Source organism: Psychrobacter sp. YP14 (assembly GCF_003209315.1).
Lineage (GTDB): Bacteria > Pseudomonadota > Gammaproteobacteria > Pseudomonadales > Moraxellaceae > Psychrobacter > Psychrobacter raelei.
This window is the reverse complement of record NZ_CP029789.1, coordinates 2,661,992-2,678,555: the sequence shown is the minus strand read 5'-3', so window position 1 is coordinate 2,678,555 and position 16,564 is coordinate 2,661,992. Positions and strand designations below refer to the sequence as shown.

The window sequence follows — 16,564 nt, the reverse complement described above, 5'->3', positions numbered from 1 at the left end:
TAAGGCTTAAAAAAACTTAGTTTAAAAGGCGGTACAAGGTTTTTTGTATAAACCATTAAGCCGCGTGTTTTTGAGGCTTGACCGCTTCAGCAGGGTAGCGCACTTCATAGCTTGCTGCCCACTTATTAAGCGTGTCTTGATAAGGCTTGATGAACTGCTGTTCAGTGAACTTGCCTTGTTTTACTGCCAGTTGGCTGCGCTCTTCGCGGTCATATACCACTTGAGTCAGTGAATAGTCTTGATAGTTTAGGCTCGGCTGATACACATCACCTGCCGCTGAGTTGGCATTGTAAATCTCAGGGCGATAAATCTTTTGGAAGGTTTCCATGGTACTAATGGCACTGATTAATTCAAGGTCCGTGTAATCGGCGAGTAAATCACCTGAGAAATAAAAGGCCAATGGAGCCACGCTACCCTTAGGTTGAAAGTAACGAACTCTTAAGCCCATTTTGTGGAAGTAGTCATCAGTCAGTGAATACTCATCTTGCTTGTATTCCACCCCCAATACCGGATGCTGGTTGGTAGTGCGATGATAAGTTTTGCTGGTCGATACACTCAAGCAAATGACAGGCTGCTTATTAAAATTGGCTTTATAAGCGTCTGAGTTTAATAAATGCTGAAACAGTTTGCCATGTAGGACACCGAAGCTTGCAGGTGGCGGCGTGTTTGGATTTTTATCAAAATGATCTAGCAGTACCACGCTAAAGTCATAGTCGCGCACATACGATGAGAAGCTGTTGCCAACAATACCCTCGATGCGTCTGTTCTGTTTGTGATCAACAATGGTGGTTTGCAGGATTTCAATGGCTGGGAAGGTATTACCATTACCCTCGACATCTAAGTTTGCAGAAACAATATCAACTTCAACAGAATAGCGGTCAGCATTTGGATTGTCCCAATTTGCCAGTGCATTAAAGCGATTATTAATCATGGTCAGCGTCTTGCGTAGGTTTTCTTGACGGCTCTCACCACGTGCTAAGTTTGCAAAGTTGGTGGTCAGACGGGTGCTATCAGCCGGCTTATAGTGTTCATCAAAACGGATTTTTGAAATCGAATAAGTAAATTTATTGCTCATAATATTTGCTACCCTAGTTGTTCAAGATAAAACCAAATTTGTGTATGAGATGAATGATACTCAAATTATGAGATGAATAAAAACGATACTATTTAAATAAAACATGAATTAAATTCATCTTATTGAGTTTTAATAATTTAAGCTATCTAATCATAACGCCTAGGGTGGGTTGGATATTGCAATAATATTTTAGCTGTTAGGCTTGTAATATAAGGCTTCAAAGAGTTTTGAAGTGGTTTTTTGTTGGTGTGATATCTGATAAACAAGCCATATTGAGCATGAAGCTGAGTCATTAAAGAGCGTTCTATGCTCATGTACTAAATAGTATATTTTTTAATCAACATGAATTTTGGTCATGATATTGTTAAAAACAATCAGCATGCCAGCTTGACGTTATTCAAAACTTGCCGCCAAAAAAAACACCTGACATAAGACAGGTGCTCTTTTTATTAATACGTTATCAGTCAGTCATCAATACGTGTTACAGACTGATTATTTGCTCTTAGGAACTGCTTTAAAATGCGCTACTTGCTTTTCGCTGCTGATAACCAGCATGGGATGTTTGTTGGTATCTTCACTTAGCGTGTAATTACCCATGGCTGTGGCCACTGTAGCGGCATCGAACTTAGCTTCAGCATCTGGACAGGCCATCATGGTGCTCATAATATTGCCAAGCTTTAGCTTATTATCACTGATGGTATAAGCCGATGAGATGTTATTACAAGTATTGATAAATGACACCATGTCATGATTGTCAATTTTATTGAAGCTTAGTGTTAGTGGCTTGGCAGGATCGATAAATAGGTCAGTAACCTTGTTACCATTGTTGTCCATGGCATCGATTAACTGCCAATCATTGGCTTGTAGTGCAGCATTGGTCAAAGGATGGGTGGTAATTTGTGGGTGCGCATGTGAGGTCGCAGGTGTTACATGGGTGGTGGTTTGACAACCTGTAGCAAGAGCCCCTATAGTAAGGGTGGCAGTCATCATTAAAGTGGTCAAAGCTTTCATGGAATATCCTTCAAATAAAAATAAAATAGAGTAAATCTGCGCAAAGCTATGGTTGTTTAATTGTGGCTATGAGCGCGCAGCTTAAGCCTGCCATTATCACAGAGCCACCAAATCTACACAAGCTGCGTTAACCATTCAAATACCATACTCACGTTTATACCCCTAATAAGCCCCATTTTTATGTCGTCTGTGAGCTGGGACGCGGATTTTTTTGTCAGCCACTTATTTTTCAGTCGCAGTAGCGTATAATAGGCGCAAAGATTATTTTGATAGTGACTGTCATAGGATTTGGTATAGAGTTTGGTATAGGATTTGGGCCTAGATTTTTCTTAGATACTAAGCAATCAGTCCATTAAACATTAAGGTTAAGGATTTTATTGTCGTCCTATGTTACCTTTATAACAAAAATTAAGTCACTGGTTTTATTCCCCTTTTTTCATGACTCTTTAATAGAAATAGGAAGCACTATGAGCTATCAGCAACAGTTACAACGCATCAAAAATGACATCGGTTTTATCGCAGCTTTAGACCAAAGTGGCGGTAGCACCCCAAAAGCATTACGTATGTACGGTGTGGAAGAGAGCGAATACTCAAATGATGAAGAGATGTTTGCTAAAGTACACGAAATGCGCACTCGCATCATGACATGTGAGACTTTTGATAGTGGCCGTGTATTAGGTGCCATCTTATTTGAAGACACTATGGATCGCGAAGTCAATGGTAAGCCAACAGCCAATTATCTATGGGAAGACAAAAACATTGTGCCTTTCTTAAAGGTAGATAAAGGTCTGGCTGAAGAGATCGATGGCGTACAAGTGATGAAGCCGATTCCAAACTTAGCAGCACTACTAGGAAAAGCGAAAAATTATCCTATTTTTGGCACAAAGATGCGCTCTGTGATTCATCAAGCTAGCCAGCATGGTATCGAGACTGTGGTTCAGCAGCAGTTTGATGTGGCTAAGCAAATTTTATCTGAAGGCTTTATGCCCATCGTCGAGCCAGAAGTAAACATTGAAAGCAAAGACAAGCTTGAAAGCGAAGTGTTATTAAAAGAAGAGATTTTACGTAACCTAGATAGCTTAGATGATGATCATCAAGTGATGTTAAAACTGACTTTGCCTGAAGAAAAAGGCTTCTACCAAGAGCTTATTGATCATCCAAAAGTGCTTAAAGTAGTGGCGCTATCAGGTGGCTATAGCCGTGATGAGTCTTGTGATCGCTTAGCTCAAAATCCAGGTATGATTGCCAGCTTCTCACGTGCTTTCACTGAAGGCCTATCAAAGTCTCAAACAGACGAAGAATTCGCAGCCACCATCGATGCGTCTATCGATAAAATCTATAACGCCTCTAAAGTATAGTCATTTGTCTTAGAAACACAGTGTTAAGGTGTTAATCTTAGTACTGCTGTTTTAAGTCTATAAAAGCAAAAAAGCTTGAATCCTAAGGATTCAAGCTTTTTTTGTTAAACGATTAGGTTGTGCTCATTAAAACTTAGTTTCGAACACGATAGCTGCACCATGATCATCATAGTTACTACGCCATTCGCCGCGGTAGTTAGCAGAGATGGTAGTATTTGCAGTTGGGTTAAACGCTAAGCCAATACCTGCTATGCCAATGGCATCTTTGCTTTCTTGTCCGCGCGTTGTGAACTTGCCTGAGTTTACTTCAGCAAAGCTTGCGGTAATATCAGAGTATTGGTCACCATTTTCAACCGCACCAGCAAGCTGACCGGTTAGAGCAACTGTTGGTGTTAGGGCTTGATTAAAGCGAACACCTGCTGTCCAACGTAATGAGTCATAAGTGTTTGAATCAACGGCTAAGTTATATACACCAGCGCCCGTCTCGCGGTAGCTGTCACTCTTAGCACGGGCATAATTCATACTCGCAAATGGAGATAGGTTACGCTCTGTTGAACCAATTCTATGCGCCACACCAAAGCCTGCTTGTAGCGTGTCGACATCATAGTCTGATTTAGCAATCGCTGGGCTCAATCCAGCAATATGACGCTCACCTTTAATCTGCGATTGACCCGCACCTGCATGGAAGTTAACCGAAGTGGCATCACTTACCGCATAGTTACCATAACCTAAGATTTGCCAGTTTTTGGCATCAATCTCATGGGTTAATGCGTGACCATCGGTATCTGCATCACTATCAATGTATGAGACAGCCACACCTAAGTTTAAATTAGGATTAACAGGTACATCTAGACCAACGATAGCACCATAGTTTTCTGAGTTATAACCTGTGACGTAACCATCGGCGTCATGAGTCATATCACTACCGATGGCTTTAGCCCATAAGTTACGCTCAGGGGTGGTTTGGCTGTGCTCTTCGATAGCACGACCAACAGCATAGTTGGTATCTGTTACTAAGCGGTTTGCACCACCCATAAATAGCGGTTGTAGCTGAGCAGCAGCAGCAGCGACTTGTGCTTGGTCTAAACCATCCATGTCTGAGATAAGCTGCTTCGCCAGTGGGTTCGCTGATGTCGTGGTATCTAATTGGTCATCAATAACTTGGTCTAGAACAGTTGCTAAGCCAAGAGCAGATGGGTTATTAATACTATTCACAGCTTGAGTAAACGCTTTAGATTTCTGATTGTTGGCTTTTTCTTGTTCAGCTTTCAATTTCTCGGCAGCGGCTTTATCAGCAGCAGCTTTTTCAGCGGCGGCTTTATCAGCGGCAGCTTTATCGGCAGCAGCTTTATCGGCAGCAGCTTTATCGGCAGCAGCTTTATCGGCAGCGGCTTTATCAGCGGCAGCTTTATCAGCGGCAGCTTTATCAGCGGCAGCTTTATCGGCAGCAGCTTTATCGGCAGCAGCTTTATCGGCAGCGGCTTTATCAGCAGCAGCTTTATCAGCAGCAGCTTTGTCGGCAGCAGCTTTGTCGGCAGCGGCTTTCTCAGCAGCAGCTTTTTCGGCAGCAGCTTTTTCGGCAGCAGCTTTTTCGGCAGCAGCTTTTTCAGCAGCGGCTTTATCAGCAGCGGCTTTGTCGGCAGCAGCTTTATCGGCAGCAGCTTTATCGGCAGCGGCTTTATCAGCAGCAGCTTTATCAGCAGCAGCTTTATCAGCAGCAGCTTTATCAGCAGCAGCTTTATCAGCAGCAGCTTTATCAGCAGCGGCTTTATCAGCAGCGGCTTTATCAGCAGCAGCTTTTTCGGCAGCAGCTTTCTCAGCGGCGGCTTTATCGGCAGCAGCTTTCTCAGCGGCGGCTTTATCAGCAGCAGCTTTATCGGCAGCAGCTTTCTCGGCAGCGGCTTTTTCAGCAGCGGCTTTATCAGCAGCAGCTTTTTCGGCAGCAGCTTTATCAGCGGCGGCTTTATCAGCAGCAGCTTTTTCGGCAGCAGCTTTTTCGGCAGCAGCTTTCTCAGCGGCTAAACGTTCAGCTTCTGCTTTAGCGTCTGCTTCGGCTTGTGAGATCATACGCAAATGAACGGCATTGGCATCACTATAATCTGCTTTAAAATCCACCAACAGGTTATTGTCTGTAACAGAGTTGAACTCACCAGTACGAGTGGTCGCAGTGACAACATTTTTCCATTCGTTACTGCCGGTTAGGGCATTAACCGCATCGGATGCTTTAACATTTAGTGTGCCCTTGGTGATATCGGCAGTCCCATTAACCTCAAGTTGACCATAGTCAGTTAAACTGTTTAAACCGATACCAAGTACCTCACCGTCTCGCATGATGTAATTACCATCAATATGCAAAACACCTTGCTCGATGTTAGTAGCGCCCTGCCATTTTTTAGATGTACTGGTTATAAATAAACTACCAGCGCCAGTTTTTGAGAAGTTGCCACTGCCTGTTATTACAGCAAGTGGCATGATATCGACTCTTGCCTCATTACGTATAGTAGCGCCACCTTGATCGATGTTAATAGTGTCGGCTGCATCAAAACTGTTAAAAAGAGTAGAAGGAAAGGCAGAGTCAGTAGGAGCTAATACGTTTATTTCACCATTATCTATGTTAACAATGGCATTCGTATCAAAACTTGAAAATATATTTTGAGTATTTAATATGCCTTTATTAATAATGTTTAACGTACCTTCGCCCCCAGATGCAACAACGACAGATGGAGAGTTAAAAGTAGCATTATCTATGGTCAGAGAGCCTTTAGCCTGCTCGCTTGTGAAATTTCCGTATCCTGAAATTCTTGTCACGCCATTTATAGTAGCAGTGGCTTTATTGCTAATGGTTGTACTACCTGTTCCATTTCCACCGCTTGTTAGTGTCGCAGCCTCAATACTTGAACGCTCACCTTGTACTAGCAAGGTGCCATTACTGCCTTCATCTCTACCAACATAAATCTCTTCACTGGTAATAATTTTAGAGGCATTGCTTGCAGTTAAGGATCCTGTGCCAGACACACCAACTAAGATATCACCATTAGAGCTGATAGTTGAGTTTTCGCCAGTTATGACACCACTGCCTTGACTGCCTTTAACACGACCAAAAACAATGTCGGCTTTACTATTGACAGTAGCACCATCTGATACAGTAAGTGTACCTTCACCTAGATCACCTACAAGAAGTAATCCGTCATTATTAATGGCACTACCTTGACCTGAAACATCGATAGTATTGTCTTTCGATTCAGCAAAGTTACCTACAGAGATTGCTTTTGTATTTAACTTCGCACCATCTTTAATATCTAATATACCAGTGCCATATTCTCCAACTATCAGAACATTGTTGATAGTAACATCAGTTCCTTTATCGGAGACGGTTACTTTACCTTGATTAGAAGCATCACTTCTTCCAAGCACCATGCTTTCAACATTAACGTTCGCAGAGTCAGATGCGCTAAATTGGCCATTACCGTTAGCGCCAACACCAAATATAGACGAGTTGATTTTAGAGTTTGCTCCCGAGATATTTAGAGCACCATTACCTTTTTTAGAATTACCGTCACCTATATTAATTCCTTGTGCTGCATTAATAACAGCCCCATTATTAGCATTAATAGATCCCGTACCTTCATAGCCGATAGAAAGTGTATCACTATTTAGTTGACCTGCGTCTATTGTCGTAACAGCGTCATTAGTAAGAATTGTAAGTTTGGCATTAACCTTACCGCTATTCGTTATATTTAATTTAGAGGCAGGTGTCTTATTGGATAAATAAATATTATCTGCCTGAAAAGTCGTATTATTGGTAATAGTATCATCTATACCATAATAAACATTTCCGCTCCATGTATAGCTACCGCCGTCATCTAATACTTCGGCCTGACCTATGCCACTCAACCCCAAACCCACTGATAAAGCGGTCAGTTTGAATGTCGTGGAGAGATGATTTGAAGAGCGAGAGGTCGCTGATTTTCCTGAAGACTTGCCACGAGATTTGGCAATCTCTGATACACATTGATAAACGCCTAAGGCGCGATTGAAGACAACTCGGTATACATGGTTCATACGATAAGACCTAAAGTAGAGAAATAGCTTAGAAAAACAAAAAATTAACAACAAAGTATAAAAAAGTGTTGTTATTCTGAAATAATACGCTTTTTTTCAGAATAGCAACACTATTTATTTAATTTTTATTTAACTTTCTAGCTACCATAAAACTAAATGTAGCTCTAAGTCTTTGTAATTAAACTAAACCTCCTTATAAAGCTGGCGTCCCTCGCTATTATACTTCTCTGTCATCTGAGCCATGCCCTTTTGTACCTCTTCAAAACTGGCTTCACCGACTTGACCAACAAGCTCAGTGTCTACTTCTTTGATAAGATGCACCTCATCAGATAATTCGCCACTACTTGGGGTGACCTCAGAGCCGGTAGGCAGGCCTGCGGCATACTCACGCACATTTTGGGTGATTTTCATTGAGCAAAACTTTGGACCACACATAGAGCAGAAGTGGGCCGATTTGTGTGCATCTTTAGGCAGCGTTTCATCATGATATTCACGAGCTGTGTCTGGGTCTAACGCTAGATTAAACTGATCATCCCAGCGGAACTCAAAGCGGGCTTTCGATAACGCATTATCACGTGCCTGAGCGCCAGGGTGGCCTTTGGCTAGGTCAGCGGCGTGAGCGGCGATTTTGTAAGTGATGATGCCATCTTTCACGTCTTTTTTATTAGGCAGACCTAAATGCTCTTTTGGGGTCACATAACACAGCATTGCCGTGCCAAACCAGCCAATCATAGCGGCGCCAATAGCACTGGTAATGTGATCATAGCCTGGCGCGATGTCTGTGGTTAATGGACCAAGGGTATAAAAAGGTGCGTCAGAACACATCTCAAGCTGCAAATCCATGTTCTCTTTAATGCGGTTCATCGCCACGTGACCTGGGCCTTCAATCATCACCTGTACATCGTGCTTCCATGCCACTTGAGTCAGCTCACCTAAGGTTTTGAGCTCACCAAACTGCGCCTCATCATTGGCGTCTTGCAAACAGCCCGGACGTAGGCCATCGCCTAAGCTAAAGGCCACGTCATACTGCTTCATGATTTCGCAGATGTCTTCAAAATGGGTGTATAAGAAGCTTTCTTTGTGATGCGCTAAGCACCACTGTGCCATGATAGAGCCACCACGAGAGACGATACCTGTAAGACGTTTTGCGGTTAAAGGCACGTAGCGCAGTAGCACGCCGGCATGAATGGTGAAGTAGTCCACACCTTGTTCAGCTTGCTCAATCAGCGTGTCACGGAAAATCTCCCACGTTAAGTCTTCAGCGACGCCATCAACTTTCTCTAACGCTTGATAAATAGGGACAGTGCCAATGGGTACAGGCGAGTTGCGGATAATCCATTCACGAGTTTCATGAATATTCTTACCGGTCGATAAATCCATGATGGTGTCGGCGCCCCAGCGGGTAGCCCAGGTCATCTTGGATACTTCCTCATCAATGCTTGAGCCCAGCGCTGAGTTACCGATATTGGCGTTAATTTTCACTAAGAAGTTACGGCCAATAATCATTGGCTCAGATTCAGGGTGGTTGATGTTGTTCGGGATGATGGCACGGCCTGCTGCCACTTCATCACGCACGAACTCAGGGGTGATGATTTTGGGGGTATTAGCGCCAAAGGTCTCGCCGGCATGTTGGCGCATATCGGTTAATTCATGCTGCTTTTGGGTCTCACGGATGGCGATGTATTCCATCTCAGGCGTGATAATACCTTGGCGCGCATAATGCATCTGAGTAACATTTTTGCCTGCTTTGGCACGTCGTGGTTTGTCGATGTGAGCAAAACGGATGTTGGCGGTTTTAATATCACGTGCACGCTCTTGACCGTAGTTACTTGATAATCCGTCTAAAACTTCGGTATCGCCACGCTCTTCAATCCATTTTTCACGTAGCTTTGGTAAGCCTTTGGTGAGGTCAATATCGACACTCGGGTCAGTATAGACGCCTGAAGTGTCATAGACATAAAAAGGCGGGTTCTTTTCTCCATTTTCTAGGCCAAAGCCGCCAGTGGGCGTATCGGTTAAAGTTATTTCACGCATCGGCACTTGAATATCAGGACGAGAGCCCTCGATATATATTTTTCTTGACGCCGGCAGGCTGCGGGTTAAGTCGCGAGCCTCTTCATCGAAGCGCTCATCCTTTACATTACGGTGCGCTGGCGTCTTAATGGTGTGTTGTTCATTACTCATAGAAATGTCCTTATTTTTTGTTAATGGCAAGGTGCCATAGAGGCTTTTAGGGTAAAAGGCTAAAAACCGGTAGTAAAAATAAAGACTCAGTGAGTGCAGATTCTGCCGCTTAACAAAGCGAATCCCTCTTTTTTAACACAAACACATTGACTCATAACGCTTAGAGTAACCTGAGATAAGATACATCCAAACTGATTTATCTTAAGCGCAGAGCACGCATTAATTCACAACCCTCAAGGGCTGTCATAGTAATAAGCGTTGTGTTTTTTGTGATAAAAATAAGGTATAGGGGAGTTGCAATGACTTTCCTACGGCGGTATTAACCGCATCAGGTTCAACGGGTGATGTCTCAGCAAACGCGTGGTTGTCTATAATCGCATTTCAGCGGCTATCAGATAACGCAAGGTCTGCACCCCGAGTCTTAATGGTTTTATCAAGGGCTATCTTATCAAACTTTTAGAGCAATAACAGTCCTCAATATTATTTTAATTTTTTCTAGGGCGCTGCGGTTTTACAAAGTTATTGTTTGCGGTACTTGCCATCACCCTTGCTTAATACTTCAACGGTTACTTTACAAAGATTGCAATTTAGCGATTGGTTGGCCTTCTTGGACAAATCGATAATACGGCCGGGCGCAAAAGGACCACGGTCAGTTATTTTTACCACCACCGATTTGTTATTTTTAAGGTTAGTAACTTTTACTTTTGAACCAAAAGGCAATGATTTGTGGGCGGCTGTCATGGCGTACATATTATAAATAGCACCGGAAGCGGTTCTTTTTCCATGAAACCCGGGACCATACCAAGAGGCAAGGCCAGCATTGGCAGGCGCACTCAGTAATAAGGTTAATAGAAGGGTAACTGGCATAAAAAGCTTTTTCATAAATTGGACCTGTAATGGAATAAATGATTGGCACCTGTGATGGCAATAAAATCTTGGCGTTACTGTGAAAAGCAGTGAACCGCGATCAAAACCTAATTGTCTGCACCAAAACATCGAGGGCTAATTCTACAGGTAATTAGTTTAGCGATACTTTCTAATGGTTAAAGATAATGTAAGGAATACTTAACCGAGTAGCGTCTTATGCTATGCCAGTAAGGTTCAAACACCGTCATAGCCAAATGTTCAGCGCAGTACAGTTGCGTAACATTATTCACCCGACTTTTTTTGAAGTTACCTATTTCTTACAAAAGATATTCATTTCATCAAACTGTCATATTTAGACGTCAAAATGTGTTCAATCCAATACAAGACCGACAAAAGCGTCGTCAATTACAGTGATTTATATCAAGCCGCTTTGCTTTATCCGTTATTAAGTCTCTGTATTTCTTATATTTTATATAAAAACATTTTTTACTCTTTAGGAGAGACCATGCGTTATTCACTATTAGCTGTCACTGTTGCCAGCATGTTGGCCCTAACTGCTTGTGATAAGAAAGAAGCGGCAACAGCTGATGATACGACAGCGGCTAGCTCGGCAGCAGCCAGCACAGCAAATACTTCAGAATCAGCGTCTGCTGCAGCGGGTGAGTTCAAGTCAGCTGAAGGCATTGAGATGAATATTACCGGTGCAGGTGCTTCTTTCCCGCAGCCTATCTACATCAAATGGTCAGCGGACTACAACAAAGAAACCAAAGGTCAGGTGAATTATCAGTCTATCGGTTCATCAGGCGGTATTAAGCAAATCGTCTCAAACACAGTAGACTTCGGTGCCTCTGATGCTCCAATGACGCCTGAAGAGCTAGAAAAAGAGGGCTTAATCCAATTCCCAACCGTTATTGGTGGTGTGGTTCCTGTTATCAACGTTGAAGGTATCAAGCCTGGCGAACTAAAGCTAGATGGCGAAACGTTAGCCAATATCTACTTGGGTAAAATCAGCAAGTGGAATGATCCTGCAATCGCTGCCTTAAACCCAGAGTTGACCCTACCTGACACCGCGATTACTACAGTGTTTCGCTCAGACGGTTCAGGGACTACTTTTAACTTTACAGACTATCTGGCCAAAGTATCACCTGAATGGAAAGACAGCATCGGTGTTGATAAGACCGTGCAGTGGCCAACGTCAGCGACAGGTGTGGGCGGCAAGGGTAATGAGGGCGTGGCCAGCAATGTCAGTCGTATGGCAAACTCAATTGGTTATGTTGAATATGCTTACGCTAAGCAAAACAACATGTCTTATGCTGCCATGAAAAATGCAGCCGGCAATATCGTACAGCCCTCTGCTGAAACTTTCGCCGCTGCCGGTGATATTGACTGGTCAAAACAAGACGGTTTTTACAAGGTTATTACCAACTCAGATACCGATCAAGCGTGGCCTATCGCTGCTGCTACTTTTATCTTAGTGCACAAAAATCCAAAAAACCCAAAAAAAGTGGCCGGCGTGCTTAACTTCTTTGACTGGGCATATACCCGCGGTGATGAAGATGCTATGAGCTTAGACTTTGTACCCTTCTCAGATAAAGCTGTGGCTTTATTCAAAGCTAAGTGGAATGAAGTTGTGGATAAAGATGGCAAGCCAGTTTATACCCCAGCGCAGTAAGCAATATTCGTATTAACGTTTAGGTACCTAAATACCCAGTTATTTAGGTACGCAAGCAGTAGCAGCTAGATTAGGTGTTATTTAGGTATTCAATAAAACGAGGCTGTCATGGCAGATCTACACTCCCAGTTAGCAAAACAAAAGCGTTATGATTTTTTATTCGTTAATGCGACCAAAGCATTTGCGATACTGGTGTTATTGTCATTAGGCGGTATCTTACTGTCATTAATTATAGGAGCTTGGCCAAGTATCCAAGAGTTTGGCCTGGGCTTTTATACCAGTAATGACTGGAATACGGTAGAGGATAAATACGGCGCATTAGCGCCCATCTATGGCACTTTGGTCACTTCAGTTATTGCCATTTTAATCGCTGTGCCAGTCAGCTTCGGTATTGCAATCTTCTTAACTGAGCTGTGCCCTGCATTTCTAAAGCGTCCTTTGGGCATCGCTATTGAGTTGCTGGCGGGTATTCCCTCTATTATTTATGGTATGTGGGGGCTGTTTGTATTCGTGCCATTTTTTAGCACTTATATTCAGCCGTGGTTTATTGAGCATGTCTCTCCACTGCCAGTGGTGGGTCAGCTTTTCGCTGGTGCCCCAATTGGTTTGGGTATGTTTACCGCCTCTTTAGTGTTGGCCATTATGATCATTCCTTTCATTGCAGCCACCATGCGTGATGTGTTCTCCGTCGTACCTGACTTATTAAAAGAGTCAGCTTATGGCATGGGTGCGACCACGTGGGAGGTGATGTTCAAAATTATCTTGCCCTACACCAAAGCGGGTGTAGTCGGTGGGGTGATTTTGGGTCTGGGCCGCGCTTTGGGAGAGACAATGGCGGTGACCTTCTTAATCGGTAATGCTTATAACATTAGCCCAAGCCTGTTTACTTCAGGGGTAACCATCACTTCAGCTTTGGCCAACGAATTTGCGGAGGCAGGCAGTGAATTACACTTAGCTTCGTTGCTACATTTGGGTCTAATCTTGTTTGTTATTACCTTTGTTGTACTGTCTATCTCAAAGCTTATGCTGATGCGTATCGACAAAAAAGCAGGCAATTAGTCACTCTAGTCACCGACCAGGTCTTCACTGTTTATCAGTATTTACCAACGTTTACCAACGATTTTTTATTTCAACGAGTTAAATGACCGAATATAAGTTTGTCAAAGCCGCGGTTGTGGTTTTTGATAAATACGGAGAAAAAAGCCAATGCGTTCTGCTAATGCCACTACTGCCATTTCAACCTCAAGTTTTGAGAGCCGTTATAACAAAGGTCTTTATAGTAAGCGCCGCTTTATTAATAAGCTTGGCTTGGGCTTTGCAATCTCTGCTATGGCATTTGGCTTGTTTTGGTTGGCTTGGATTTTAGTTACCTTGTTTGTTGAAGGCTCTCAAGCGGTTTTAGACATGCCGATCTTTTTGGCAGACACGCCGCCGCCACAGACTGAGGGTGGGCTACGTAACGCCATTGTTGGCTCTATCATGTTGGCTTTCTCAGGCTTATTTATTGGAGCGCCTATCGGTATGATGGCCGGCATTTATCTGGCGGAATTCTCACAAGGCAGCTGGCTTGGCAAAGTAACCCGTTTTTTAAATGATATTTTATTATCGGCACCTTCAATTGTTATCGGTCTATTTATCTACGCGCTGATGGTAAAAGGTCAGCACTTCTCAGGTTGGGCTGGTGCATTGGCTTTGGCACTGATTGTGATTCCAGTTGTGGTCCGTACCACAGAAAACATGCTTAACCTCGTACCCAACACTTTACGCGAAGCTGCTTATGCCTTAGGTACCCCTAAATGGAAGCTGGTTACCACAGTGACGGTCAAAGCGGCTCGAGTGGGCTTGACGACCGGTGTGTTATTAGCCTTTGCGCGTATTACTGGTGAGACAGCGCCTTTACTATTTACCGCCTTTAACAACCCGTTCTTTAGTACCGATATGAATCAGGCGATGGCCAATTTGCCCAATACCATCTATCAGTTTACCTCAAGCCCTTATGATAACTGGCACACACTAGCTTGGGCGGCGGCGCTACTTATTACCATGACGGTACTGACACTAAATATCTTGGCCCGTTTAATCAGTGGCAAAGAGCAAAGCCGCTAAGCCCAAACTGAATTTAGCAACACATGACGCACAAGCACTAAGTCAACCAATGACAGCACATACTGCACGCAAGATGGGACACAATTATGAGTGATACATTAAAGAGAAAACCTGTGAATAAAACCAGCAGCACGCAAGCGACAAGCTTACTGGGCCAGCCGATGACTACCGGTGCCCAAATTGCTCAGCCGGATACCACAAGCTTTAACCAGCAAACGCTAGCGGATATACCAGACAACATGCCAGCCGCTAAAATGCAGGTGCGTGATTTGAGCTTTTATTATGGCGATTTTAAAGCCCTAAAAAACATCAATATCGATATTCCAGAGAAAAAAGTCACCGCTTTTATTGGTCCTTCAGGCTGCGGAAAATCTACTTTGCTGCGTACTTTTAACCGCATGTATGATCTGTATCCTGGTATGCGTGCTGAAGGTTTGATTAATCTTGATGGCAAAAACATTTTAGATAAATCAGTGGATGTGAACTTACTGCGTGCCCGTGTTGGTATGGTATTCCAAAAACCCACCCCCTTTCCGATGTCTATTTATGACAATGTGGCGTTTGGTGTGCGCTTGTACGAAAAGCTTAGCAAATCAGAGCTTGATGAGCGTGTGGAGTGGGCGCTTAAAAAGTCAGCCCTTTGGCCTGAAGTCAAAGACAAGCTAAAAGCCTCTGGTCTATCCTTATCTGGCGGCCAGCAGCAGCGTTTATGTATCGCTCGCGGCGTCGCAACCAAGCCTGAGGTATTGCTGTTAGATGAGCCAACCTCAGCCCTCGATCCTATCTCAACTGGTGCAATTGAGGACTTAATTGAAGATTTAAAACACGACTATACCATCGCTATTGTGACCCACAATATGCAGCAGGCGGCACGTGTGTCTGATTACACAGTTTATATGTATCTGGGCGATATGGTTGAGATGGGTGAGACCAATCAAGTCTTTACCAATCCGGCTCAAAAAGCCACGGAAGACTATATTACCGGCCGTTATGGCTAACACAGCATAGACTTGGACTGGGGTTTTTATGATTACCTGTCTATCACTACCTTGCATGATATTTTCCAACTTTAGGAATGCCTTACAATGTTCACTGAAAAGCACTCGTCTCGAAGCTTTGACCATGACCTAAATCAGTGCATTGATTTATTTTTAAAGATGGGTCGTATGGCAGCTGAGCAGGTCACCTTAGCGACGCACGCGTTGGTCGATAGTAATGAGGAAATGGCCTCTACTGTGATTGAAGCTGATCATCAAATTAATCAGATGGAGATTAAGGTTGATGAACAGGTGATCTTATTGGTTGCCAAACGCCAACCTGCCGCAAGCGACTTAAGGTTGATAATGGCCCTATCAAAAGGGGTGGTGGATTTAGAGCGGGTAGGTGATGAGGCCAGTAAAATTGCGCGTATGGCTTGCAAGCTTAAAAAAGAAGGCGTCTCTCCGCGGGGCTACTCTGAAGTGCAGCACTTATCCAATCAAGTCCGAGTGATGTTATTGGATGCGCTGGATGCTTTTAACCGCATGGATCCTGAACAAGCTTTTATGGTGCTGCAAAGCGATGAGGTGGTCAACGAAGAGTATCAGTCGGCCAGCCGCTCATTAATGACTTATGTGATGGAAGACAGCCGTCATGTCTCCAAAGTTATTAATATTCTGTGGGTTCTGCGGGCGTTAGAGCGGGTAGGCGATCATGCGCGCAATATTGCTGAATTGGTGATTTATTGCACCAGTGGCAAAGATGTGCGCCATACCGACTTTGTCACCGTGGAACAAGCGGTGCAAGAGGCCTCTAATAATATTGCGGCTCGCACCAATACCAATAGCGGCGACTAACAGGCTCAACATGTCTGCCAAAAAAAAGGAGCACTCAAATGAGCGCTCCTTTTTTGATTACTGAGTTGTGGCGAAGTAAGCGGCTTACTGGTTGTCACCTTCAGGTGTCCAGCCTTGTGGACGCTCATAATCGGCGTTGTCAAAAAACTTCTCACGCTGTTCGGTGATGAATTTTTTGGCCTCAGGGTTAATCATGCTTAAATGGTTTTCATTAATCAGCATCGTTTGTAGCTCTAACCACTCATCCCACGCTTTTTTTGAAACCGTGTTTTGGAGCTCCTCTCCTTTTTTATTAGGAAAAGGTGGGTTTGGCATTTTTGGTAAATCCTGCTGATACTTACGGCAAAATACCATATTGGCTTTTGGGTCAAAAGTCGCTGTCATTGTATTATCC

Annotated in this window: 12 protein-coding genes and 1 riboswitch; of the genes, 6 read left to right on the top strand and 6 right to left on the bottom strand. The window is 43.6% G+C overall.

Features of this window, described 5'->3' with window-relative positions; translation table 11 throughout:
- Positions 1-55: 55 nt before the first annotated feature.
- Together DLE54_RS11030 and DLE54_RS11025 are read right to left on the bottom strand one after the other, a co-directional pair.
- Positions 56-1,075: a DUF1852 domain-containing protein gene (locus DLE54_RS11030; RefSeq protein ID WP_011961488.1), complete on the bottom strand. Its 1,020-nt coding sequence runs from the start codon at positions 1,073-1,075 to the stop codon at positions 56-58.
- A gap of 492 nt (positions 1,076-1,567) precedes the next feature.
- Positions 1,568-2,086 (bottom strand): META domain-containing protein, encoded by a 519-nt coding sequence (locus DLE54_RS11025; RefSeq protein WP_110817167.1) that lies wholly within the window; start codon positions 2,084-2,086, stop codon positions 1,568-1,570.
- 467 nt (positions 2,087-2,553) lie between these two features.
- Here DLE54_RS11025 and DLE54_RS11020 point away from each other — a divergent pair, with 467 nt between their 5' ends.
- Positions 2,554-3,444, top strand: a complete 891-nt coding sequence (locus DLE54_RS11020; RefSeq protein WP_110817166.1) for a fructose bisphosphate aldolase — start codon at positions 2,554-2,556, stop codon at positions 3,442-3,444.
- Between the two features lie 126 nt (positions 3,445-3,570).
- Here the strand turns inward: DLE54_RS11020 and DLE54_RS12030 are convergent, their stop codons facing one another.
- The 3 genes from DLE54_RS12030 to DLE54_RS10975 all read right to left on the bottom strand — a co-directional run bounded on the left by DLE54_RS12030 (position 3,571) and on the right by DLE54_RS10975 (position 10,572).
- Positions 3,571-7,506, bottom strand: coding sequence for an autotransporter domain-containing protein (locus DLE54_RS12030; RefSeq protein WP_162617746.1), 3,936 nt, complete (start codon positions 7,504-7,506; stop codon positions 3,571-3,573).
- A 183-nt stretch (positions 7,507-7,689) separates the two neighbouring features.
- Positions 7,690-9,690, bottom strand: a complete 2,001-nt coding sequence (gene thiC / locus DLE54_RS10980; RefSeq protein WP_110817165.1) for a phosphomethylpyrimidine synthase ThiC — start codon at positions 9,688-9,690, stop codon at positions 7,690-7,692.
- A 288-nt stretch (positions 9,691-9,978) separates the two neighbouring features.
- Positions 9,979-10,117, bottom strand: a riboswitch (TPP riboswitch).
- A 92-nt stretch (positions 10,118-10,209) separates the two neighbouring features.
- On the bottom strand, positions 10,210-10,572 hold the full coding sequence (locus DLE54_RS10975) for a septal ring lytic transglycosylase RlpA family protein (RefSeq protein ID WP_011961483.1): 363 nt from the start codon (positions 10,570-10,572) through the stop codon (positions 10,210-10,212).
- Positions 10,573-11,062: 490 nt separating this feature from the next.
- On the opposite strand from DLE54_RS10975, the gene pstS reads away from it, so the two are divergent.
- The 5 genes from pstS (at position 11,063) to phoU (ending at position 16,170) form a co-directional block, all read left to right on the top strand.
- On the top strand, positions 11,063-12,229 hold the full coding sequence (gene pstS / locus DLE54_RS10970; RefSeq protein ID WP_110817164.1) for a phosphate ABC transporter substrate-binding protein PstS: 1,167 nt from the start codon (positions 11,063-11,065) through the stop codon (positions 12,227-12,229).
- 108 nt (positions 12,230-12,337) lie between these two features.
- Complete coding sequence (pstC, locus tag DLE54_RS10965; RefSeq protein ID WP_110817163.1) at positions 12,338-13,288, top strand: phosphate ABC transporter permease subunit PstC; 951 nt, start codon at positions 12,338-12,340, stop codon at positions 13,286-13,288.
- Between the two features lie 147 nt (positions 13,289-13,435).
- Entirely contained in the window at positions 13,436-14,335 is a 900-nt protein-coding gene (gene pstA / locus DLE54_RS10960; protein WP_011961480.1) for a phosphate ABC transporter permease PstA, read from the top strand.
- 86 nt (positions 14,336-14,421) lie between these two features.
- Positions 14,422-15,333, top strand: coding sequence for a phosphate ABC transporter ATP-binding protein PstB (gene pstB / locus DLE54_RS10955; RefSeq protein WP_110817162.1), 912 nt, complete (start codon positions 14,422-14,424; stop codon positions 15,331-15,333).
- Positions 15,334-15,420: 87 nt separating this feature from the next.
- Positions 15,421-16,170 carry a phosphate signaling complex protein PhoU gene (phoU, locus tag DLE54_RS10950; RefSeq protein WP_110817161.1) on the top strand — a complete coding sequence of 250 codons (750 nt, stop codon included), beginning with the start codon at positions 15,421-15,423 and terminating at the stop codon, positions 16,168-16,170.
- Between the two features lie 84 nt (positions 16,171-16,254).
- On the opposite strand, the gene DLE54_RS10945 is transcribed toward phoU, so the two are convergent.
- Complete coding sequence (locus tag DLE54_RS10945; protein WP_110817160.1) at positions 16,255-16,554, bottom strand: oxidative damage protection protein; 300 nt, start codon at positions 16,552-16,554, stop codon at positions 16,255-16,257.
- Between the last annotated feature and the right edge of the window lie 10 nt (positions 16,555-16,564).

What these genes read in the sequence shown, in the direction of transcription:
- pstC (WP_110817163.1), top strand. Translation starts at nt 12,338, where the DNA reads ATGGCAGATCTACACTCCCAGTTAGCAAAACAAAAGCGTTATGATTTT.
- DLE54_RS10945 (WP_110817160.1), bottom strand. Translation starts at nt 16,554, where the DNA reads ATGACAGCGACTTTTGACCCAAAAGCCAATATGGTATTTTGCCGTAAG.
- DLE54_RS11025 (WP_110817167.1), bottom strand. Translation starts at nt 2,086, where the DNA reads ATGAAAGCTTTGACCACTTTAATGATGACTGCCACCCTTACTATAGGG.
- pstS (WP_110817164.1), top strand. Translation starts at nt 11,063, where the DNA reads ATGCGTTATTCACTATTAGCTGTCACTGTTGCCAGCATGTTGGCCCTA.
- DLE54_RS11020 (WP_110817166.1), top strand. Translation starts at nt 2,554, where the DNA reads ATGAGCTATCAGCAACAGTTACAACGCATCAAAAATGACATCGGTTTT.
- phoU (WP_110817161.1), top strand. Translation starts at nt 15,421, where the DNA reads ATGTTCACTGAAAAGCACTCGTCTCGAAGCTTTGACCATGACCTAAAT.
- thiC (WP_110817165.1), bottom strand. Translation starts at nt 9,690, where the DNA reads ATGAGTAATGAACAACACACCATTAAGACGCCAGCGCACCGTAATGTA.
- pstA (WP_011961480.1), top strand. Translation starts at nt 13,436, where the DNA reads ATGCGTTCTGCTAATGCCACTACTGCCATTTCAACCTCAAGTTTTGAG.
- DLE54_RS11030 (WP_011961488.1), bottom strand. Translation starts at nt 1,075, where the DNA reads ATGAGCAATAAATTTACTTATTCGATTTCAAAAATCCGTTTTGATGAA.
- DLE54_RS12030 (WP_162617746.1), bottom strand. Translation starts at nt 7,506, where the DNA reads ATGAACCATGTATACCGAGTTGTCTTCAATCGCGCCTTAGGCGTTTAT.
- DLE54_RS10975 (WP_011961483.1), bottom strand. Translation starts at nt 10,572, where the DNA reads ATGAAAAAGCTTTTTATGCCAGTTACCCTTCTATTAACCTTATTACTG.
- pstB (WP_110817162.1), top strand. Translation starts at nt 14,422, where the DNA reads ATGAGTGATACATTAAAGAGAAAACCTGTGAATAAAACCAGCAGCACG.